Source organism: Centipeda sp. (in: firmicutes), from assembly GCF_057271695.1.
On record NZ_DBHIVL010000011.1, the window covers coordinates 24,837 to 42,661 of the forward strand.

At 50.6% G+C, this 17,825-nt stretch carries 23 protein-coding genes; all 23 read right to left on the minus strand.

Annotated features, from left to right (window positions below):
* Positions 1–2: 2 nt before the first annotated feature.
* Positions 3–716: a phosphoribosylaminoimidazolesuccinocarboxamide synthase gene (gene purC / locus ACO6BQ_RS03210; protein ID WP_489119487.1), complete on the minus strand. Its 714-nt coding sequence runs from the start codon at positions 714–716 to the stop codon at positions 3–5.
* Positions 717–841: 125 nt separating this feature from the next.
* Entirely contained in the window at positions 842–1,330 is a 489-nt protein-coding gene (purE, locus tag ACO6BQ_RS03215) for a 5-(carboxyamino)imidazole ribonucleotide mutase (protein ID WP_489119488.1), read from the minus strand.
* A gap of 104 nt (positions 1,331–1,434) precedes the next feature.
* A complete protein-coding gene (locus ACO6BQ_RS03220) occupies positions 1,435–2,385 on the minus strand; it encodes a chemotaxis protein (protein ID WP_489119489.1) in 951 nt (316 codons plus the stop codon).
* An 89-nt stretch (positions 2,386–2,474) separates the two neighbouring features.
* The gene (locus ACO6BQ_RS03225) at positions 2,475–3,383 is read right to left on the minus strand and encodes a CvfB family protein (protein WP_489119490.1); all 909 of its coding nucleotides are present in this window, start codon (positions 3,381–3,383) and stop codon (positions 2,475–2,477) included.
* A gap of 5 nt (positions 3,384–3,388) precedes the next feature.
* Positions 3,389–3,733, minus strand: a complete 345-nt coding sequence (gene rsfS, locus ACO6BQ_RS03230) for a ribosome silencing factor (RefSeq protein ID WP_489119491.1) — start codon at positions 3,731–3,733, stop codon at positions 3,389–3,391.
* 14 nt (positions 3,734–3,747) lie between these two features.
* The gene (locus tag ACO6BQ_RS03235; protein WP_489119505.1) at positions 3,748–4,797 is read right to left on the minus strand and encodes an LCP family protein; all 1,050 of its coding nucleotides are present in this window, start codon (positions 4,795–4,797) and stop codon (positions 3,748–3,750) included.
* A gap of 34 nt (positions 4,798–4,831) precedes the next feature.
* The gene (gene yqeK / locus ACO6BQ_RS03240) at positions 4,832–5,407 is read right to left on the minus strand and encodes a bis(5'-nucleosyl)-tetraphosphatase (symmetrical) YqeK (RefSeq protein WP_489119506.1); all 576 of its coding nucleotides are present in this window, start codon (positions 5,405–5,407) and stop codon (positions 4,832–4,834) included.
* Positions 5,391–6,011, minus strand: a complete 621-nt coding sequence (nadD, locus tag ACO6BQ_RS03245; RefSeq protein ID WP_489119492.1) for a nicotinate-nucleotide adenylyltransferase — start codon at positions 6,009–6,011, stop codon at positions 5,391–5,393. Before nadD ends, yqeK begins: the two co-directional genes overlap by 17 nt.
* Before the next feature lie 190 nt (positions 6,012–6,201).
* Positions 6,202–7,455 carry a glutamate-5-semialdehyde dehydrogenase gene (locus tag ACO6BQ_RS03250; protein WP_489119493.1) on the minus strand — a complete coding sequence of 418 codons (1,254 nt, stop codon included), beginning with the start codon at positions 7,453–7,455 and terminating at the stop codon, positions 6,202–6,204.
* 9 nt (positions 7,456–7,464) lie between these two features.
* Positions 7,465–8,589: a glutamate 5-kinase gene (gene proB / locus ACO6BQ_RS03255; RefSeq protein ID WP_489119494.1), complete on the minus strand. Its 1,125-nt coding sequence runs from the start codon at positions 8,587–8,589 to the stop codon at positions 7,465–7,467.
* Positions 8,586–8,885 (minus strand): YhbY family RNA-binding protein, encoded by a 300-nt coding sequence (locus ACO6BQ_RS03260; protein WP_006691872.1) that lies wholly within the window; start codon positions 8,883–8,885, stop codon positions 8,586–8,588. The genes proB and ACO6BQ_RS03260 overlap by 4 nt, the downstream gene beginning before the upstream one ends.
* A 17-nt stretch (positions 8,886–8,902) precedes the next feature.
* Positions 8,903–10,186 carry a GTPase ObgE gene (gene obgE, locus ACO6BQ_RS03265; RefSeq protein WP_489119495.1) on the minus strand — a complete coding sequence of 428 codons (1,284 nt, stop codon included), beginning with the start codon at positions 10,184–10,186 and terminating at the stop codon, positions 8,903–8,905.
* Positions 10,187–10,297: 111 nt separating this feature from the next.
* Complete coding sequence (gene rpmA / locus ACO6BQ_RS03270) at positions 10,298–10,600, minus strand: 50S ribosomal protein L27 (protein WP_006691870.1); 303 nt, start codon at positions 10,598–10,600, stop codon at positions 10,298–10,300.
* A complete protein-coding gene (locus ACO6BQ_RS03275) occupies positions 10,597–10,917 on the minus strand; it encodes a ribosomal-processing cysteine protease Prp (protein ID WP_489119496.1) in 321 nt (106 codons plus the stop codon). The genes rpmA and ACO6BQ_RS03275 overlap by 4 nt, the downstream gene beginning before the upstream one ends.
* 3 nt (positions 10,918–10,920) lie before the next feature.
* Complete coding sequence (rplU, locus tag ACO6BQ_RS03280; protein WP_314663675.1) at positions 10,921–11,232, minus strand: 50S ribosomal protein L21; 312 nt, start codon at positions 11,230–11,232, stop codon at positions 10,921–10,923.
* Positions 11,233–11,467: 235 nt separating this feature from the next.
* Positions 11,468–12,181 carry an HAD family hydrolase gene (locus ACO6BQ_RS03285; RefSeq protein WP_489119497.1) on the minus strand — a complete coding sequence of 238 codons (714 nt, stop codon included), beginning with the start codon at positions 12,179–12,181 and terminating at the stop codon, positions 11,468–11,470.
* 198 nt (positions 12,182–12,379) lie between these two features.
* Entirely contained in the window at positions 12,380–12,835 is a 456-nt protein-coding gene (locus ACO6BQ_RS03290; RefSeq protein WP_489119498.1) for a single-stranded DNA-binding protein, read from the minus strand.
* A gap of 184 nt (positions 12,836–13,019) precedes the next feature.
* Positions 13,020–13,112 (minus strand): DUF7129 domain-containing putative zinc-binding protein, encoded by a 93-nt coding sequence (locus ACO6BQ_RS03295; protein WP_489119499.1) that lies wholly within the window; start codon positions 13,110–13,112, stop codon positions 13,020–13,022.
* Positions 13,113–13,148: 36 nt separating this feature from the next.
* The gene (locus tag ACO6BQ_RS03300) at positions 13,149–15,431 is read right to left on the minus strand and encodes a DNA topoisomerase 3 (protein WP_489119500.1); all 2,283 of its coding nucleotides are present in this window, start codon (positions 15,429–15,431) and stop codon (positions 13,149–13,151) included.
* 267 nt (positions 15,432–15,698) lie between these two features.
* Complete coding sequence (locus tag ACO6BQ_RS03305) at positions 15,699–16,049, minus strand: hypothetical protein (RefSeq protein ID WP_489119501.1); 351 nt, start codon at positions 16,047–16,049, stop codon at positions 15,699–15,701.
* Positions 16,050–16,063: 14 nt separating this feature from the next.
* The gene (locus ACO6BQ_RS03310) at positions 16,064–16,987 is read right to left on the minus strand and encodes a pentapeptide repeat-containing protein (RefSeq protein ID WP_489119502.1); all 924 of its coding nucleotides are present in this window, start codon (positions 16,985–16,987) and stop codon (positions 16,064–16,066) included.
* 33 nt (positions 16,988–17,020) lie between these two features.
* The gene (locus ACO6BQ_RS03315) at positions 17,021–17,407 is read right to left on the minus strand and encodes a hypothetical protein (RefSeq protein ID WP_489119503.1); all 387 of its coding nucleotides are present in this window, start codon (positions 17,405–17,407) and stop codon (positions 17,021–17,023) included.
* A 6-nt stretch (positions 17,408–17,413) separates the two neighbouring features.
* Positions 17,414–17,737 carry a hypothetical protein gene (locus ACO6BQ_RS03320; RefSeq protein WP_489119504.1) on the minus strand — a complete coding sequence of 108 codons (324 nt, stop codon included), beginning with the start codon at positions 17,735–17,737 and terminating at the stop codon, positions 17,414–17,416.
* Between the last annotated feature and the right edge of the window lie 88 nt (positions 17,738–17,825).

Sequence of the window (17,825 nt, forward strand, 5' to 3'; positions counted from 1 at the left end):
TCTTATGCTTCTCCCGTCAGCCTGTGGAGCATCTCCTTATAGGCATCCTCTACATTGCCGAGATCACGGCGGAAACGATCCTTATCCAGCTTCTCTTTCGTATCACTGTCCCAGAAACGGCAGTTGTCCGGAGAGATCTCGTCGGCAAGGATGATATTCCCGTTTGCATCTTTGCCAAATTCGAGCTTGAAGTCGATGAGGTCGACGCGTTTGGTCTTGAGGAACTTCGTAAGGACATCGTTGATCTTCAGGGACATGCGTTCAATCTCGTCCAGCTCAGCATCTGTTGCAATCTTCACCGCACGGATATGATAGCGGTTGAGCATGGGATCGCCGAGATCGTCGTTCTTGTAGCAGTACTCAATGATCGGGAACGGCATCGGAACACCTTCCTCAAGTCCGAGACGCTGAGCAAGCGAACCTGCGGCAACATTACGGATGATGACCTCAAGTGGGATGATCGTGAGTTTCTTGACAATCATCTCACGGTCACTCGGCATGGAGATATAGTGATGAGGAATTCCTTCCTTGGCAAGAAGATCGAAGAAGAATGCCGTCATCTTGTTGTTCATGACACCCTTGTCGGCAATCGTTCCCTTCTTTGCACCGTTGCCGGCGGTTGCATCATCCTTATAGTATACGAGGTATTTATCGGAATGATCCGTTGCATAGATAATCTTTGCCTTACCCTCGTAAAGAGCCTCTTTGCGCTCCATTATTCGGCCTGCCTTTCCATTTCTCCTAAGGAATCGCTGATAAAATGAAGTCCGTCAAAATGGCGCGGCTGAATTTATCAGTGCTTCCCTAAATACAGGACATTATCCTATGTGCATTAATGTGTTTACAGCTGTGCTGCAACCCGATCTGCCTTTGCCTCGACTTCAAGTACCATCTTTTCACGATAGTCCATCAAGGCCTCTGCAATGGAAGAATCGTACACTGCAAGAATCTCCGCGACAAAGATTGCGGCGTTCTTTGCACCGTTGATCGCCATGGACGCAACGGGAACCCCCGACGGCATCTGTACCGTGCTGAGCAGCGCATCCATGCCGTTCAGCGGTGTTGCATTGACGGGGATACCGATGACGGGTTTGATCGTGTAGCTTGCTACGACACCTGCAAGATGTGCCGCAGCTCCTGCCGCCACAATGAATGCCGCAAACTCCTTGTTGTGGTCGGCTTCCATGACAAAATCACGCACAATGGAGGGCGTGCGATGCGCCGAGGCAACCTTGACCACCGGTTCGATGCCAAATTGTTTCAGGAGCTCCACCGCCGGCTTTAAGATTGGCCAGTCGGAGTCGCTTCCCATGAGGACTGCTACCTTCATTTTACCATCTCCTTAACCTCTATGATAACGAGATTTTAGAGTCATGTCAATAGAACGAAAAGGACTGCCGTACAGAAGTACAGCAGTCCTTATATTACCCGAATTTAGTTTTCATTGATGGCATCATGAAGCGGCTCGCCAAAGATGAGCGTATCCAGCAGATCGATAAGCTGGTTGATCTCCGGCTTTGACACCTGTCCGGATGCGCCGAGACTTTCGCCCTTGCGCTTCATCTCCTCACTGATGAGGGAGGAGAAGAGAACGAGCGGAACCTCGCTCAGACGGTTATCCTCGCGCACGAGCTTGAGCAGACGATGTCCGTCCATTTTCGGCATCTCAACATCGGAGATAATGATGCGTACATGGTTTTCAATCGGACCATTCTTGCGTGCAAGATCCTGCAAGTAATCCCATGCATCCTGCCCGTTTCCGAAGTCGCGGATGAACTTGTAGCCCGCCTCATGTAATGTGTTCACAAGGAGGTCACGCAGCATCTTGGAATCCTCTGCAACCACGATATGTGCTGTACCACGACGCGTTTTGGCATCCTGTGTTGCCTCCGTGACCGTTGTGAGCTTCTGGTTGATCTCCGGGTTGATCTCAGCAATGATGGTCTCAAAGTCAAGCAGGAGAACAATGCGATCCTCCATCTTGATGATACCGACGACACGCGATCCCTCACCGACATTCGGTGCCGGCTCCATATTCTTCCACGAAATGCGGTGAATGCGGTAGACACTGCCGACGAGGAAGCCAATATCGTAGTTGTTGATCTCCGTAACGATGATGTTCTGGAGCTCATCTGCCGTCTGGAGATTCAGACACCGCGCCATATTGACGAGCGGGATTGCCTTGCCGCGGAGCGTAAACAGTCCGTCGACATAGGGATGTGCCTCAGGCATTGCTGTGACCGGGGTGCGCGTAATGACCTCACGGACCTTTGCAACGTTGATGCCGTAGTTCACCTTCCCAATGCTGAACTCGACAATCTCAAACTCGTTCGTTCCTGTCTCAAGCAGGATACCTTTTCTCTCTTCTGCAACCGTCTCTGGCATTTATCTCTCTCCCCCATGCTTGTAAACATTGTTTGCTAAGCTCTCTATTCGCCCTTCAGGAAAAAAATCCTGCCTGTTTTGATAAAAAACTAGGACTTTTTGTTTTTCTCGGATAAATATGTCCATCCATCACGCTGTTCAATGAGCCCATCCTTCAGCAATCGGCCAAGCGCGCGCTTGAATGATGCTTTGCTGATATGAAAGCGGTCCTGAATGACCTCCGGCGATGTTGCATCGGTATAAGGCATCCTGCCGTTATGTTCGTTCAGGAGAGCGAGGAGCCGATCTGCATCCTCCTGTTGTGCCGTTTCCTTTGGTGGTCGTAGGGAGGCATTCAGTCGCCCGTCCTCACGCAGGTAGGTCACACGCATTTCCACAGTTTCGCCGACACGCGGCCGTTTGGGAATCTCGCGGTGGTCGATAAAGACAATATAGCGTTCTTCGGTAAAGAGAAATGCACCGCGTTCCGTAATATTGTAGACGGAACCCTTCAGGCGGTCTCCTACACGCACGCCTTTTGCGGGACGTGAGGCGCGGCGCAGCTCATCCTCGACCTCCATGGTTACGGCAAGGCGTCCTGATTTGTCGGTATAGAGCTTTGCCCAGACGGTCTCACCGACCTGGGGGCGGCCTCGCATCCCTGCGTAGGGGAGAAAGATACCGCGCTCAGCCCCGACATCAAGAAACGCACCTTCCTTTGTGACGTTGATGACGCGCAGACGAGCGACCTGCCCCTCCTTCATGCGGGGCGTCCGCATGCTCGCAGTGAGGCGGCGTTTTGGATCGAGGTAAAGAAAGACGCGAACGCGATCACCAATCTTGACGGGGGCTGTCTGCTGAACATGGTGCAGCAGGATGTCGTCACTGGTGTTCCCGGTCTCTGCATCCAAAAATACGCCAAGTTCACTCTCTCGTACGGCGGTGAGTTCGGCGACCTGACTCGGACCGTATTTGCATGGGCGCTGGTTATACCCCATTTTTCGCGTTCTTTCCTGCATCTTTCCTATTCCTCGTATGGCGTCAGCTTGGCATCGCCCCACAGGCGTTCCAGCGCGTAGTATTCGCGTGCGTCCTGCTGGAAGATGTGCGCGACGGTATCACCGTAGTCGAGCAGAACCCACTCTCCTTCACGATAGCCTTCCATGTGGAGAAATGAAATCCCCGCTTCCTCCATTTTTTTCTCAATGTTATCTGTAATTGCGCGTACCTGTGTGGCGGTATTCGCCGAGCAGATGACAAAATAGTCATTCGTTGACATCAGACCGATCATGTCCATCTGCACGATATCGCGTGCTTTTTTTTCATCTGCCGCCGCGCAAATCACACGGCATTTTTCCTGCTCTGTCAAGCTGTTCCCTCCTGTTACTCCGTACCCGCTGTCTCCGGCGGGAAAAGTTCATGAATAATTTCATCCGTTGCCGCGCGATCCATGATCCAGATGGTATCATCGCTTCGTGAGAAATCACCGGGCAGCATGATTGTGCGCGGCGGATCGCTGCTCAGTTTCCGAATGACATTGCCAATGTGAACGGAGTCGAAGAGCTCCGCACTGGTTGTGACATTTTGTTTCAGGATATCTGCGATGGTCGGGATCTTTGGCAGTGTATCGACGCGCAGGAGCTTGGCATAGAATGCCTTGACAAATTTCTGCTGCCGCTGTGTCCGCCCGAGATCGCCGAGGTCGTCGCTCCGATAGCGCAGATAGTGCTCTGCGCTCTTTCCGTCTAGATGGCGATACCCCTGCCGCATATGGATCGAAAGCTGCGCCTCGGGATCGTCATAGTCCATGTTCTGCTCGATATAGAGGTCGATACCGCCGACCGTGTCCACAATCTGTGCAAATGTCGCAAGATCGATGATAACGTACTGATGAATGGAGATGTCAAACATCTGGTTGATCGTCCGTACCATCAGGGGGGCTCCGCCAATGGCGTAGACATTGGCAAGTCTGGTTTCGCCTTTGTTTTGCGCCATGACCACCCATGTATCGCGCGGGATGTTGAGGATACGCACTTTGCCCGTTGCATTCTCCATGCTGATGAGGAGAATTGCATCGGCTCGTTTTTCCTCGTCGTCATCCATATTGACCGCATCATCCAGACCGAGTACCAGTACATTTGTATAGCCGTCAAAGCGAACGTCAACCTCTCCGCGATTTGCTTCCTGACGGATCAGGTATGCCTCATACATATCGCGCACATCACGGTACGCCTGTACTCCCCATCCGATAACGTAGTATCCTCCGATACTGAGTGCTGCAAGGAGGATAATAGTGCAGATGAGGCGAATAATGCCGCGCAGAAATGCCATACGGCGTTTGCGTTTTCGCTGACTGCGGCGCTTGTTGATATTTTCACGTGAGTTTTCACTTTGTAATTGAGCAGCAAGTTCCTCTGCGTCGTATTCCGACATCATCCCCCCCTCTCTATCCATGCAATAGAATCATTCAGCGTCGCTCAAGAAGAAGTTCATTTCGTGCCGTAACGGTATCCGGATGAATGAGCCCACCCTTCTGTGCAACAAAGAGAATGGACTCCGTCAGTCCGACCAGCATCATTTCATCCAGCGAGGCCGTACGCGCGAGTTCGCGCAAATGCTCCACTTTGGGATAGGCGCGCGATGGCTCGATCATATCGGCATAGTAGATGATCTTGTCCAGTGCCGTCATGTTCGTGCCGCCGACGGTATGTCGCCAGACCGCCTGTGCAATCACGGCATCGTTAATTCCATAGACCTCGTAAATCAGATAAGCCCCCACATAGGCGTGGAGCAAAAGCGGCGTGGCAGATTCGATTTTTCCGATGGGAATTCCGCGACGACGTGCCTCTTTTGGCAGTTCAGATGTCTCATAGACACGACCGCAGTCATGCAGGAGGCCCGCCACGCGTGCGCGTTCTTCGTTCATGCCAAAACGGCGCGCCATTGTCGCCGCTGTCTCAGCAACCCCCAGAGAGTGCTTGTAACGGCTTGGGGTGAGCTGCTGCTCAAGAATGGCACGCATCTCCTCATAGCTCTTTGTCATGCTCACGATACAGCCCCCTGTCTTCAATATATTCTTCTACCGCACGCGGCACCAGATGTCGAATGGAAAGTCCCACACGGATGCGTGTGCGAATCGCACTTGAGGAGATTTCCAAATGCGGCGTTGGCAGCACCTGAATGTGACTGCGCTCCTCTGCCGTAAATTTTTCTGCGAGCAGGAGCTCATCGAGTGGAACGCCCTGCCGCGTCGCCACGATGAACTGACAGGAACACAGCAGGCGTTTCGGCTCATGCCAACGATAGAGATCGTTCATTGCGTCCGCTCCGGTAATAAAGAAGAGCTCCGCTCCGTCCAGTCGATGTTGGAGCTCCGCAATGGTATCCACCGTATAGGAAGGCCCTTCACGGCGCAGTTCGATATCCGATACCGAAAAACGCGGATTTTCCTGTATGGCACACTCTGCCATGGCAAGCCGATCTTCGGGGGACGCTGCGCGCGTTCCATCCTTATGCGGCGGACGCGCAGACGGGATAAAGAGAACCCTGTCCAGGCAGGCTGCCGAGCGCACCATCTCTGCTGTGATGAGATGTCCCATATGAATGGGGTCAAATGTTCCGCCCATAATTCCAATGCGGCTTCCCATCTCTGCTTACCTCACAAATTGAAGAATCACGAGTACCAAAGCGGTGATGATGAAAAACGTGACAACCGCATACAGATAGTCGAGAATATCATGTCGTCCCTTTGCCGTTGCCGTATATTGACACAGTGTCCGAAGATATCCAATCAGGCGGTGCATTTGTAGCACGTCCTCGTTGTCGCAGCAAACATCGTCAGCGTACCTGTCCCTCGCCGTAGACAAGATACTTTGTACTCGTCAGGGCTTCAAGTCCCATCGGACCCCGTACATGGAGTTTCTGCGTACTAATGCCGATCTCTGCGCCAAAGCCGAATTCAAAGCCATCCGTAAAGCGTGTAGAGGCATTCACATAGACTGTCGAAGCATCGATGCGCTGCTGAAAATCATGTGCCGCACGAATGTCATCGGTGACGATGGTCTCGGAGTGCCCCGTATTGTATTGATTGATATGTGCGATTGCCTCCTCCATATCTGTGACCATGCGAATTGACAGGATGAGGTCGCCGTATTCCGTAGACCAATCCTCCTCGCTTGCCGCCGCAATGTCCGAGAGAATTGTACACGTTTTCGGGCAGCCGCGCAGTTCTACACCATTCGCATGGAGGATGTGCGCCATTTGTGGAAGGAAAACCTCCGCAATCTTTTCGTGTACCAGAAGGGTCTCTGCGGCATTGCAGACAGAGGGTCTCGAAACCTTTGCGTTTTCGACAATGTGGAGTGCCATCGGGATATCTGCCGCACAATCCACATAGATATGACAGACACCGGCTCCTGTCTCTATGACAGGGACGGTGCTGCTCTCGACAATGCGGCGAATTAGACCAGCCCCGCCGCGCGGGATGATGACATCGAGCAGTCCTGTCAGATGTGTCATGACATCGACGGCGGCGCGTTCCTTCATCGCGAGCAGCTGAATTGCTCCCTGCGGAATCCCCGCCGCATAGGCGGCGTGCGAAAGCACCTCTGCGATGGCAAGATTCGAGCGCAGCGCATCGGAACCGCCGCGCAGGAGAACGGCGTTCCCGGACTTCAGACAGAGTCCGATCGCATCTGCCGTCACGTTCGGACGAGCTTCGTAGATCATACCGACGACACCAAGCGGCACGCGCATACGACGGATCTCAAGCCCGTTCGGACGGCGCACCGAGTAGTCCTCTCTTCCCAGCGGGTCAGGGAGAGCGGCGGTCAAACGAAGCCCTTCTGCCATAGAGGCGATACGCGCCTCGTCAAGACGCAGACGATCCAGATAGGAAGCACGCATCCCGGATGTTTTGGCATCCTCCACATCTGCTGCGTTTTCATGGAGGATTTTGTCTATGTGTGCCATCAGGGCATCTGCCATTGCGCAGAGTGCTTTGTTGCGTGCGTCCGTCCGAAGTGCTGCAAGGCGATAGGATGCTGCCTTTGCTGTCTCTGCCTGCGCACGAATCTCCTGCTCCATCACCATGAACACTCCTTATACCATCAGAACCATATTGTCCCGATGAATGATCTCCTCATGTGCACCATCTGCCACAAGCTCATGAAAGTCCGTTGTTCTGTGTCCCATCAGACGCATCACATCTGCGGCATCATATGCTGTAATGCCACGTGCGATCTCCTGTCCTGCGGGACTGAGGACGCGCACTGTCTCACCTGCTGAGAAGTCACCGTATACCGCTGTCACACCGACCGCCAGCAGACTTGCTCCGCGCCGCATGGCGGCAATACAACCCTCATCCACGAGAATCTCACCTGTGAGACGCTTTCCGAATGCAAGCCAGCTCTTGCGGGTCTTGAGGTGCGCTTCACGTGCGGGAAACAGGGTGCCAATTTCTTCGCCGCGCAGGATGGAACGGATGATACCGTCCTCATCGCCACGTGCAATCACCATTGTCACACCGGCATTCTGGGCAATCTTTGCAGCTTCAATCTTGGTCTGCATACCGCCCGTTCCCTGCGCAGAGCCGACACCGCCGGCAATCTGCTCAATCTCCGGCGTGATCTCCGGAATCTCAGAGATGAGTCGTGCTGACGCATCTGTGCGCGGGTTCGCTGTATAGACACCGTCAATATCCGAAAGGATGATGAGCGCATCCGCATCAACAAGCGCGGCGACGACAGCCGACAGATTATCATTGTCCCCGATCTTGATCTCGTCGACGGCAACAGCATCATTTTCATTGATGACGGGGATGACATTCATCCCAAGGAGTGCGAGGAGCGCATTGCGTGAGTTCATATACTGGTGATGGCGTGCGGCATTCTCCTTTGTGAGGAGGATCTGTGCCATTGTCCGTCCGTATTCGTGAAAGAACTTCTCATAGATGTGCAGAAGTGCCCCCTGCCCAATTGCAGCAAGTGCCTGCCGCGCAGGAATGTTTGCAGGACGCTCCTTGAGCCCAAGTGTGTTCATTCCTGCGGCAATCGCGCCGGAGGAAACGAGCAGGATGTCCTTCCCTTGATTTGCCTCGTCAATGAGTTCGCGTACGAGATGCTCCATGCGATGAAGATTCATCCCGCCCGATGGATGGGTGAGGGTACTCGTCCCCACCTTGACAACAATGCGTTTTGCCTCACGCAGACGCGCTCTTGCATTCATAGTTCGATCCTTGGCTTATCAAAGTTGCGTCGGAAGAGGAGACCGTTTCTGCCGATGACCTGCACGAGGTTCGCGTCTGCCCGCTCTGCAAGCATGGTGATCGCATCCTCCGGCTCGTCCGGTGCATTTTGCAGGACACGAACTTTGATGAGCTCGCGTTTCTTGATGGCCTCACGCGCCGAGGCGACGACCGTCGGTGTCACACCTTCCTTGCCGATCATGACGATGGCTTCCTCCGTCATGCCGAGTGAGCGCAGTTTCCGAATCTGCTTACTGGTCAGCGTGTTTCGCAGCAAATCCTTTCCTCCATTTCTCAGTCTTGATAGTCGAATTCCATATCCCCGATACGAACTGTCATGCCCTCTTTGATACCGCGTGCGCGCAGCTTTTCGTCCAAGCCTTTGAGACGCCAGATATACTGAAAGCGACGAACAGCTTCATCGTTGTTGAAGTTTGTCATGGCAACGAGCTTTTCGAGTGCCTTGCCGGACACGATGAAGTCTCCTGCATCATTGCGTGAGATCGTTACCTTCTCGTCATCTTCGGCATTTTGATCGAATACGGCAACATCATTGTCCTCTGCTTCGGGTTCGGGCACATAGTCATCCAGCCATGTACCAACGTGATCGATGAGTTCCTGCACTCCTGTGTGTGTTGCAGCGGAAATTTCAAAGAACTCCATCCCCTCACGCTCGGCAAGATCTTTCAGACGCGGCAAATGCTCCTCGGCAGATGGCAGGTCAATCTTATTCGCGACGAGGATCTGCGTGCGTTTTGCAATTTTCTCACTGTAGCGCGCAAGTTCCTTGTTGATCTTGTAATAATCCTCGACAGGATCACGCCCCTCAATGCCGGAGGCATCGACGATGTGCAAAATCAGGCGCGTGCGCTCCACATGACGCAGGAAATCGTGCCCCAGCCCCACGCCATCTGCGGCTCCCTCAATGAGTCCCGGGATATCTGCCATGACGAAGCTCTTTTCATAGTCCGTCTGCACAACACCGAGCACGGGCGTCAATGTGGTAAAATGGTAGTCTGCAATCTCAGGGCGTGCGGCAGAGCAGGATGCAACGAGGCTCGACTTACCGACGCTCGGATAGCCGACAAGACCGACATCGGCAAGCAGTTTCAGTTCCAACCGCAGCTTGCGGCTTTCGCCCGGCTCGCCGAACTCGGCAAAGGAGGGGGCACGGTTTGCAGAATTTGCAAACTTTGCATTGCCGCGTCCGCCGCGTCCACCTCGTGCAATTACAGCCTCCATGCCGACTTCGGTGAGATCGGCAAGTACCTCCCCCGTCGCCTCATCCATCACAATCGTACCGGGCGGGACATCGACATAGAGGTGCTGCGCGTTTCTGCCAAACTGGTTCTTATGTTCGCCGTTTTCACCGTTCTTCGCGTTAAACTTACGATGAAAACGAAACGAGAGGAGCGTATTCAGGTTGCGGTCGGCGCGGAAAATGACATCCCCACCGCGTCCGCCGTCTCCGCCCGACGGACCGCCTTTTGGCATAAATTTTTCATGGCGGAATGCGGATTTTCCGTGTCCGCCGTCTCCTGCCTTCACCGTGATCTGTGCGCGGTCTATGAACTGCATATGTCCCCCTACATAAGAAGCTGCTTTCGCAAGTGCAGCATTTCACTTGTGAAAACAGCTTCTAAAAGAGCCTGTACCCATAACGGGCACAGGCATCCACATATGACAAAGTTATACAGCGGCCTCCGCAAGCGGATACACACTGATCTGGCGCTGATGACGCCCTTTGCGCTCAAAGGCAACCTTGCCGTCAATCTTTGCAAAGATCGTATCGTCCTTGCCAATGCCGACATTGTGCCCAGGATGGAAATGCGTGCCACGCTGACGAACGATGATGCTGCCTGCTGTCACGTGCGTGCCTGCCTGCTCCTTCACGCCAAGACGCTTGGAGTGGCTGTCGCGACCATTGCGGGTCGAGCTGACCCCTTTTTTATGTGCAAAAAGCTGCAAATCAAACGAGAACAATCTGTTCACCCCTTTACTTCCTGAATCTGAATACCCTTTGGACTGATCTTTTCAATCTCTGCAAGTCCCATATACATGGTCCGCAGAATCGCTTCGGTACAATCATTCGGTGACTCGATGAGCCGCATTTCGAGATTTCCGCTCGCAATGTCATAGTTGACGGTGCGATGCAGATGCTCCATGATACCAAGAAGCGCAGATTGGGTCAGAGCAGATACACCGGCACAGACAATATCCCGTCCGTGCTTCGCCGTGCCGCTGTGTCCGGTGACACGATACCCCGTTATCAATCCATTTTCATTCGTGAGGATTTCAACCAAAATCACGCATTACGCCTCGATCTTCTCGATAACGACCTTCGTGAACGGCTGACGATGACCCTGACGCTTGCGGTAATTGGACTTCGCCTTGTACTTGAAGACCAGGATCTTCTTGCCCTTGCCGTGTGCCACGACCTTAGCAGTCACCTTCGCGCCATCCACCATCGGACGACCGACTTTGACGCTGCCCTCGCTCACAACAGTGAGAACCTGATCGAAAACGACAGCCTCGCCCTCGCCCGCCTCAAGCTTCTCCACAAAAATGGTATCACCCTCAGCGACCTTGTACTGCTTGCCGCCCGTCTTTACGATTGCATACATGAAAACACCTCCCTATATGGTTACTCGCCGACTACGGTTCGGTAAGACCGATTCGATGACCTCGTCGTGCGGTTGGGGATGGGCTCACGCCCAACCAGGCTATACGCCTACGTTAGTGGATAATAGCATATTCGTGTGGTGCTGTCAACCCTTGATCCACGGTGGTTTTATGTAAATTGACACCACACATAACTCATGCAGCAGCCCCTTTCATTTATTTCAATGAATTGATTGCCTACCCGCGTACCGCCTTCATAACCATCGAGAGCAGCTTTTCCTCTGAGGGAACTTCGGAAAAAGAAAGCCCTGCTGCGGTTTGTGGTACACTTCGGCCGCGTCGATTGAACCAGACCGCATTCCATCCTGCTTCTACAGCGCCTACGACATCCAGATCAAAAGCGTCGCCGACATAGAGAAGCTGTGCCCCATCCACCTCCATACGCTCCGCCATCAGCTGAAAAATACGCTGATCCGGTTTGTGGAATTTATGATCGCCTGAGATGATGATCGTCTCCTCCTTCATCCATTTGGAAATGCCGAGGGAGGCGATTTTTTTTCGCTGATGGGCGGACTCACCATTTGTGATGATACCGAGCTTCACGCGTGTGCGGAGATCGGTCAACAGCCGCACCATGATCGGCGACAGTTTAATCTGATACTGAAGCCCCATGTAGACACGTTGAAATGCAAGTGCCTGCGCATCCGTCGTCTGAACATCGGCCTCCTGGAGTGTCATACGGATGCGGTAGATGTAGAACTCATCCATACTGATTTTTCCGGTCTGCGATTCCTCAAACCGCTCATCGCTGTATTGACGAAATGACAGAAAAAGTGCGGGCAGGTCGAACTCGGCGCGCTCCCCATAAAGCCTTCTCATGGCTGCATAGAAAGGCTGCGCCATATCGTACAGCGTGTCGTCAACATCAAATACTACACCTCGTATGCTCATAATAACCTCATTTCATAAGATAGATGCATCAAGATGGCGCGTCTGAATTAACTTCATTCGAGCTCAACTATACCATATTAACATTGTTTTGCAACCCCTGTATTTCAGCCCTTTTCATTCTCTCTATTCTACGGATTCTCCATATTCTCCATCTTTTTCTGGATTTTAGGGGTCAAATGAGGGTCAGAGGATTCCTTGTCAAAAAGGAATATCGTCGTCATCGGAAGACATGACTTGCCGGAAGAGAGATTCATCCCCCAGCTCCTCCTCCTGGATCAGCTCATCTGGATCCGTTGCCATAGAATTGAGTGCATTTGCATCAACCATAGATGCCTGTTTCGGTGTCAGGAAGTCCACTGTAGCTGCAACAACCATCGTTGCGTATCTCTTTTGTCCCTTTTTATCGTCATAAGACTTTGCGTCCAACCGACCGGATACACTGACAAGCTGTCCCTTGGATAAGTGCTCCTTGCAAGTTTTTGCCAACGCTCCCCATACCTCGATCTGGAAATAGTTGACGGGATAATTTCCCTTTTCATCTTTTTTGAAGCTCTTACGAACAGCAAGCGGAAAATGAATAACGTATTTGCCACTCTGCGTAATGTGTTCGCTGATTTCCGCTCCGAGACGACCGCTTAATGCAACTATATTCATGATGCTCCTCCTATGAATAGTTTAAGAATTATTGTGATACTTTTACGAACTGAAAACAGATTTGATGTATGTATATGAAGGTTTTAGTATGAGTTATGATGCAATTATGATATTTTCATAAACTATTAGGAAGCTGTCTGATGGTTTTCAGATTTTCTCCTAACAGGTTATGAGCACAGCTTCCTCATTTCGTCTGTGTGCCACATTTATCGCATGCGCCGGAATGATCCTGACGATGCCCGCAGTTTGGGCATTCATATATAGCTATATGCACCATTATATCTCACCTCCTCCCTTCTGTACCATGTCTCCGTCATGGAAGATCTGGAAGACCACTTTTATCCCAGATTGGGGCTGCTCCGCAGCGATCAGAGCAATACCAGAAATACGCACCTTTTTTCTTCTTACTCTCAGCTCTTCTTAAATACCCCTTTCCACATCCAGGACACTTCACAATCACAGGCTTATCCTTATGGTCTGCAAATGTAGCATTGCAGCCCTCCCGATCCTCACATGACCAGAACGTCCCGAATTTTCCTTTGATTTGACGTAATTTCTTTCCACAGGATGGGCATTTATCTGTATGCCGTTCTTCTTTCTTGACGGTGAAATCAGGCTTTCCTTTTTTATCTGGTGCCGTCGTTTTACAGTCCGGGTAGCCAGAGCACCCCCAAAAATTACCCAACTTTCCTTTACGAAGACGCATTGTCTTTCCACAGTTTGGACATATTGGAAGATCCTTGTTGGTCTGCATCTGCACATTCTTCGCATCAGTAAGCAATGAATTGAGAATATCGACTTGCTTCGTCAAAAAAGAATTCAGAGGAATAGATCCATCTGCGATGCGATCCAGATCGGCCTCCCATAATGCCGTTGTATCTGGATATGTAATTTTGTCCGGCAATATGGATATGACCATGCGCCCCATGTCAGTAGGGACGAGAAATTTTTTCTCTGTTGTGACAAAACGGGCTTTCTTCAGTCCCTCAATAATTCCAGCACGCGTTGCCTCTGTGCCGATCCCTTTACACTCCTTTAGGCTTGCTGCCAACTCCTTATCCTTGACGTATTTATGGATCTCCTTCATTGCCTGAAGTAGCGTAGCATCTGTGAAACGCTTCGGCGGTGTTGTAATTTTCTCCTTGACTGTCCCCTGTTCATAACGTACGACATCACCTTCTGCAACGGCTGGAAGGACAGGAGCCTCCTCATCATTGTCATCCGAATCCTTTTTATCCTTCTGGTAGATTTCCTTCCAGCCCATTGTCAGGATAGTTTTTCCGTTTCCTGCAAATTCCTCGTCCGCACAAGAGATCACAACTTTTGTTGCTTGGTAGACGTGGATTGGATAGAACTGTGCAAGGTAAGCTCTGGCCACAAGAAGGTAGAGTTTCTTTTGCTCATCGGACAGTTTTGCCATGTCCACAGGAACAGTAGTGGGGATTAAAGCGTGATGCGCAGAGATCTTCGCATCATTCCATGCACGAGATACAATCTGCGGATCAGCACACTGCGCAAACTCGGCCAGACGATCTTCTTCGATGTTCCCCATATTTTTTAGAATAACGAGTGCATCGCCCATCTGATTGGTCGGAAGATATTCGCAATCTGATCGCGGATATGTTGTCAGCTTCATCTCATAGAGTGACTGCATTGTGTCAAGCACCTGCTGCGGTGTCAGACCGTATTTCCGACCTGCTTCCACCTGCAGCGTGGACAAACTGTATGGAAGGCGCTGTCCCTCCTGCTTTTTCTTTTGCTCGACAACAACAATCTGCGCACCATCTCCATGGTTCGCCGCTGACTGGATTTTTGAAAGAAGACCATCCGCAATATCTTTTGAAAGCAGCCGATTCTCCGAATCAAGCCCTTCCATATCCGGCTTGAACTTCCACATGGTTGGAATCTGACCGTTTTCATGCTGCCAGATCACCTGCAGCGCATAGTGTGTTGTCGGCTTAAAATGTTGTATTTCTTCTTCCCTGCGTACAACGAGAGCAAGCGTCGGCGTTTGGACGCGACCAACATGAACAACGGAATCATACCCAGCATCCCGGCTCTTGATCGTATAGGCGCGTGAAAGATTCATGCCGACGAGCCAATCTGCCTGGCTGCGAGCGAGGGCACTGTCGCGGAGACCGATATAATCCTTGTTGTCGCGCAAGTCTCCAAGCGCCTGTACCACGCTTTTCTGATCCAGTGCGTTCAGAAGAATTCGTTTCACTGGCTTCTTGTTTCCGATATGGAGCAAAACCTCATCAATCAGCAGCTGCCCCTCACGATCAGGATCCCCGGCATTGATGATGTAGTCCGCTTTTTTTGTAAGCTCCTTGATAATCTTAAATTGCTTTGCAGCCTCTTTTTTGACTTTTAGCTTCCACTGTTCAGGAACGATGGGGAGATCCTCCATTATCCATTTTTTGTAGCGTTCGTCATATTCGCCTGGATCGTATTGCTCCAAAATATGACCAAAACACCAGGTAACAATGTCTTGACCGTTGTTTATCTCGATGCAGCCGTCTTTGGAAACTCCCTTTCCAAGATTTTCTGCAATCGCTCGGCCTAGACTTGGCTTTTCGGCAATAAACAGTCGCATATACAAAGCCCCTTTCAGGATAAGTATATCCCGAAAAGGAGCGTGAAAATCCTATCATTTTTCAAGTGCCAAAATTATGCTTTGATGATGAGGGAACGATGTCGTATAATAGATACAGAAAAGGTGCTATCGTGTAAACGGTCAGCCCCCTATACATGCTTAACGAGAAACCCGCCGAAACTTGCCAGGGTCAGGCGGGTTTTCTTATGCCTTTAATGCAACGATACAAATCGTTGCCATGAACACGAACGTCAAATTTTTGTTTCCCTAAATCAAATTATATTCCTTCAGCTTTTCCAGCCCTATACTTTGGTCAATATAATGACTCTCGTCATAATCGAGCGGCCATGATTTTTGTGCCTGTAAAACCTGAACATCGTTCGAGTTGTCCCCCTCTTCACCTATGTGAGCTTTAGCAAATTCAGGGGTTGGCACATCAATAGCTCGCCCAATATCTCCCAGCAAAAATAAATCTCGTGTTGGACCGCCCTCGGTTACGAGTTTCATAAAAAGATCGTGCCGCTTTTTCACATGACACTCAGCTTCTACCTGTTCGATGGTAAGTCCACGCATGTTAATAAAATCGTTCAGCCGTTTTGCATCTACCCAATACTGCATATCAACATCTCCTATCATCTTACATTATTATTGGTGTTTCTATACTTATTGCACGCTTCTTGAAATGTTTTTCCCAACGTAATCAGGATGTCTTTAAGTGCTCGTTCCGTGTCAGTAGATACACGCTCGGACGAAACCTCTTTGAGAAAACGATCAACCTTCATAGGAAGTTCATCATCAAACAGATCTCTGCTGATTACGGTACGCAATCCTAAATCACAGGCAATATGAAGAGTGTCTCCCTTGTTGGAAATAAACTGCACCTGCATAAACTGGTTTTGCAAATCAGATTGTCGGAACTGACATTTTTCAATATAGCTGTCCATAAACCCGCTGCGTGTAAAATCACATTTCTTAAAAAGTGCATCGTCAAAGTTACACCGTATAAATGTTGTATTCAAAAACCTATTGTCAGTGAATATGGAAGTTGAAAAATCTGCTCCAACCGGATTTACTGACAAAAAACGATTTCCTTCGATGTGGCAATTTTTTTCGGTAGAAACATTGCTGATATTAGCCTCACGAAGCACATTATCAAAAAATTGGCAGTGAATAAACCTCGAGTCCCCTAACCGTGTACTTTGCATATCGCATTGATCGATTCTGCAATTAAACATAGTAGTTTTTGTAACTCTTGCGTTTAAGAAATCACAACTTTCGAAACGAACGCCCGTTATGCGGGCTTGGTTTAAGTTGGCATCCGTGAAATCGCAGTCCTTAAAATGCAGCCGCTCCATGGAAACTCCCGATAAGTCGGCTCCACGAAAAATCATGGAGTGAAACGGATGAATCTTATTTGGGGAGCAAAAATCAAATCCACGCAAATCGCAATTTGTAAAATCTGCTTGTTGGCCGGATTCGTGATTCGTTTTCCACCACAGGTCATGATCGCTTAGAATCCGGCGCACCTCGTCCGGAGATACCTGCCGTTTTTCCATATACTATCATCCTCGCCACATTCTTGTCAAAAACTACGGCATCGTATTTTCGGACTCGTAACCATTCTCTTGCGAAGATATTGCAGAGTCGCCCACAGAAGAATTCTCCTCAGAAGTCCCGCCCGTAGATTCTTCCACAGGTGCTTCTTGCGATCCCATCGGCGACAATTCGCTGGAGCGTGATTGCAGCCATGCAAGTACATCATCAACGGGAATACGTGCGAGGTCAATCGAGTCTCCGTTTTTGTTCAGAGAAGCTTGCAGCGCATCCGTCCATTTTTTATTCTGTGCGTTGTTGATCTCGCTCATTTCTTTTCGTATTTTCTCGATACGCTTCTCAGTATCCTTTTTCTTCGTCAGCAGATCATCCAACTGCTCTTGCTTTTTGGCAAGACGATCCATTGCGTTCTTCTTCGCCACTCAGAATCATTTCCTTTCCATCTTTGGTTGACCTAGATTGTGCATGGAGGAAAATCCGCCGGACTCGACTATTTTTCCATGCTGGCACAGATACTCGCGGTTCATAATAAGCAGCAGATATAGGTCGTTCTCATTGCAGGAATCCAGAATACCGGCTTCCTCCGCAATGAGACCGAAACGCAAAAACTTCTCGTATCGAATTCTTTTGCGCTCTTTATCCATATCTGCCGCAACCGCATCCATCTGCTTTTTGGTCTCAACCAGCTGCCGCTTCAAGCGTGCCAGTTTCTGCTGATTGCTCTCCACTGCCGCCACATCCTCCGCCGCCAATGTTACGATTCAATCAGAGTATACCATGCACGCGGGGCTGTTGCACGAAGGTAAATTTATCTTTGTGCAACAGTCTATCTTTTCGTAT

Excerpts from the sequence above, each read along its gene's own strand:
- purC (WP_489119487.1), bottom strand. The coding sequence starts at position 716 with ATGGAGCGCAAAGAGGCTCTTTACGAGGGTAAGGCAAAGATTATCTAT.
- purE (WP_489119488.1), bottom strand. The coding sequence starts at position 1,330 with ATGAAGGTAGCAGTCCTCATGGGAAGCGACTCCGACTGGCCAATCTTA.
- ACO6BQ_RS03220 (WP_489119489.1), bottom strand. The coding sequence starts at position 2,385 with ATGCCAGAGACGGTTGCAGAAGAGAGAAAAGGTATCCTGCTTGAGACA.
- ACO6BQ_RS03225 (WP_489119490.1), bottom strand. The coding sequence starts at position 3,383 with ATGCAGGAAAGAACGCGAAAAATGGGGTATAACCAGCGCCCATGCAAA.
- ACO6BQ_RS03235 (WP_489119505.1), bottom strand. The coding sequence starts at position 4,797 with ATGTCGGAATACGACGCAGAGGAACTTGCTGCTCAATTACAAAGTGAA.
- yqeK (WP_489119506.1), bottom strand. The coding sequence starts at position 5,407 with ATGACAAAGAGCTATGAGGAGATGCGTGCCATTCTTGAGCAGCAGCTC.
- nadD (WP_489119492.1), bottom strand. The coding sequence starts at position 6,011 with ATGGGAAGCCGCATTGGAATTATGGGCGGAACATTTGACCCCATTCAT.
- ACO6BQ_RS03250 (WP_489119493.1), bottom strand. The coding sequence starts at position 7,455 with ATGGTGATGGAGCAGGAGATTCGTGCGCAGGCAGAGACAGCAAAGGCA.
- proB (WP_489119494.1), bottom strand. The coding sequence starts at position 8,589 with ATGAATGCAAGAGCGCGTCTGCGTGAGGCAAAACGCATTGTTGTCAAG.
- obgE (WP_489119495.1), bottom strand. The coding sequence starts at position 10,186 with ATGCAGTTCATAGACCGCGCACAGATCACGGTGAAGGCAGGAGACGGC.
- rplU (WP_314663675.1), bottom strand. The coding sequence starts at position 11,232 with ATGTATGCAATCGTAAAGACGGGCGGCAAGCAGTACAAGGTCGCTGAG.
- ACO6BQ_RS03285 (WP_489119497.1), bottom strand. The coding sequence starts at position 12,181 with ATGAGCATACGAGGTGTAGTATTTGATGTTGACGACACGCTGTACGAT.
- ACO6BQ_RS03290 (WP_489119498.1), bottom strand. The coding sequence starts at position 12,835 with ATGAATATAGTTGCATTAAGCGGTCGTCTCGGAGCGGAAATCAGCGAA.
- ACO6BQ_RS03295 (WP_489119499.1), bottom strand. The coding sequence starts at position 13,112 with ATGGTGCATATAGCTATATATGAATGCCCAAACTGCGGGCATCGTCAG.
- ACO6BQ_RS03300 (WP_489119500.1), bottom strand. The coding sequence starts at position 15,431 with ATGCGACTGTTTATTGCCGAAAAGCCAAGTCTAGGCCGAGCGATTGCA.
- ACO6BQ_RS03305 (WP_489119501.1), bottom strand. The coding sequence starts at position 16,049 with ATGCAGTATTGGGTAGATGCAAAACGGCTGAACGATTTTATTAACATG.
- ACO6BQ_RS03310 (WP_489119502.1), bottom strand. The coding sequence starts at position 16,987 with ATGGAAAAACGGCAGGTATCTCCGGACGAGGTGCGCCGGATTCTAAGC.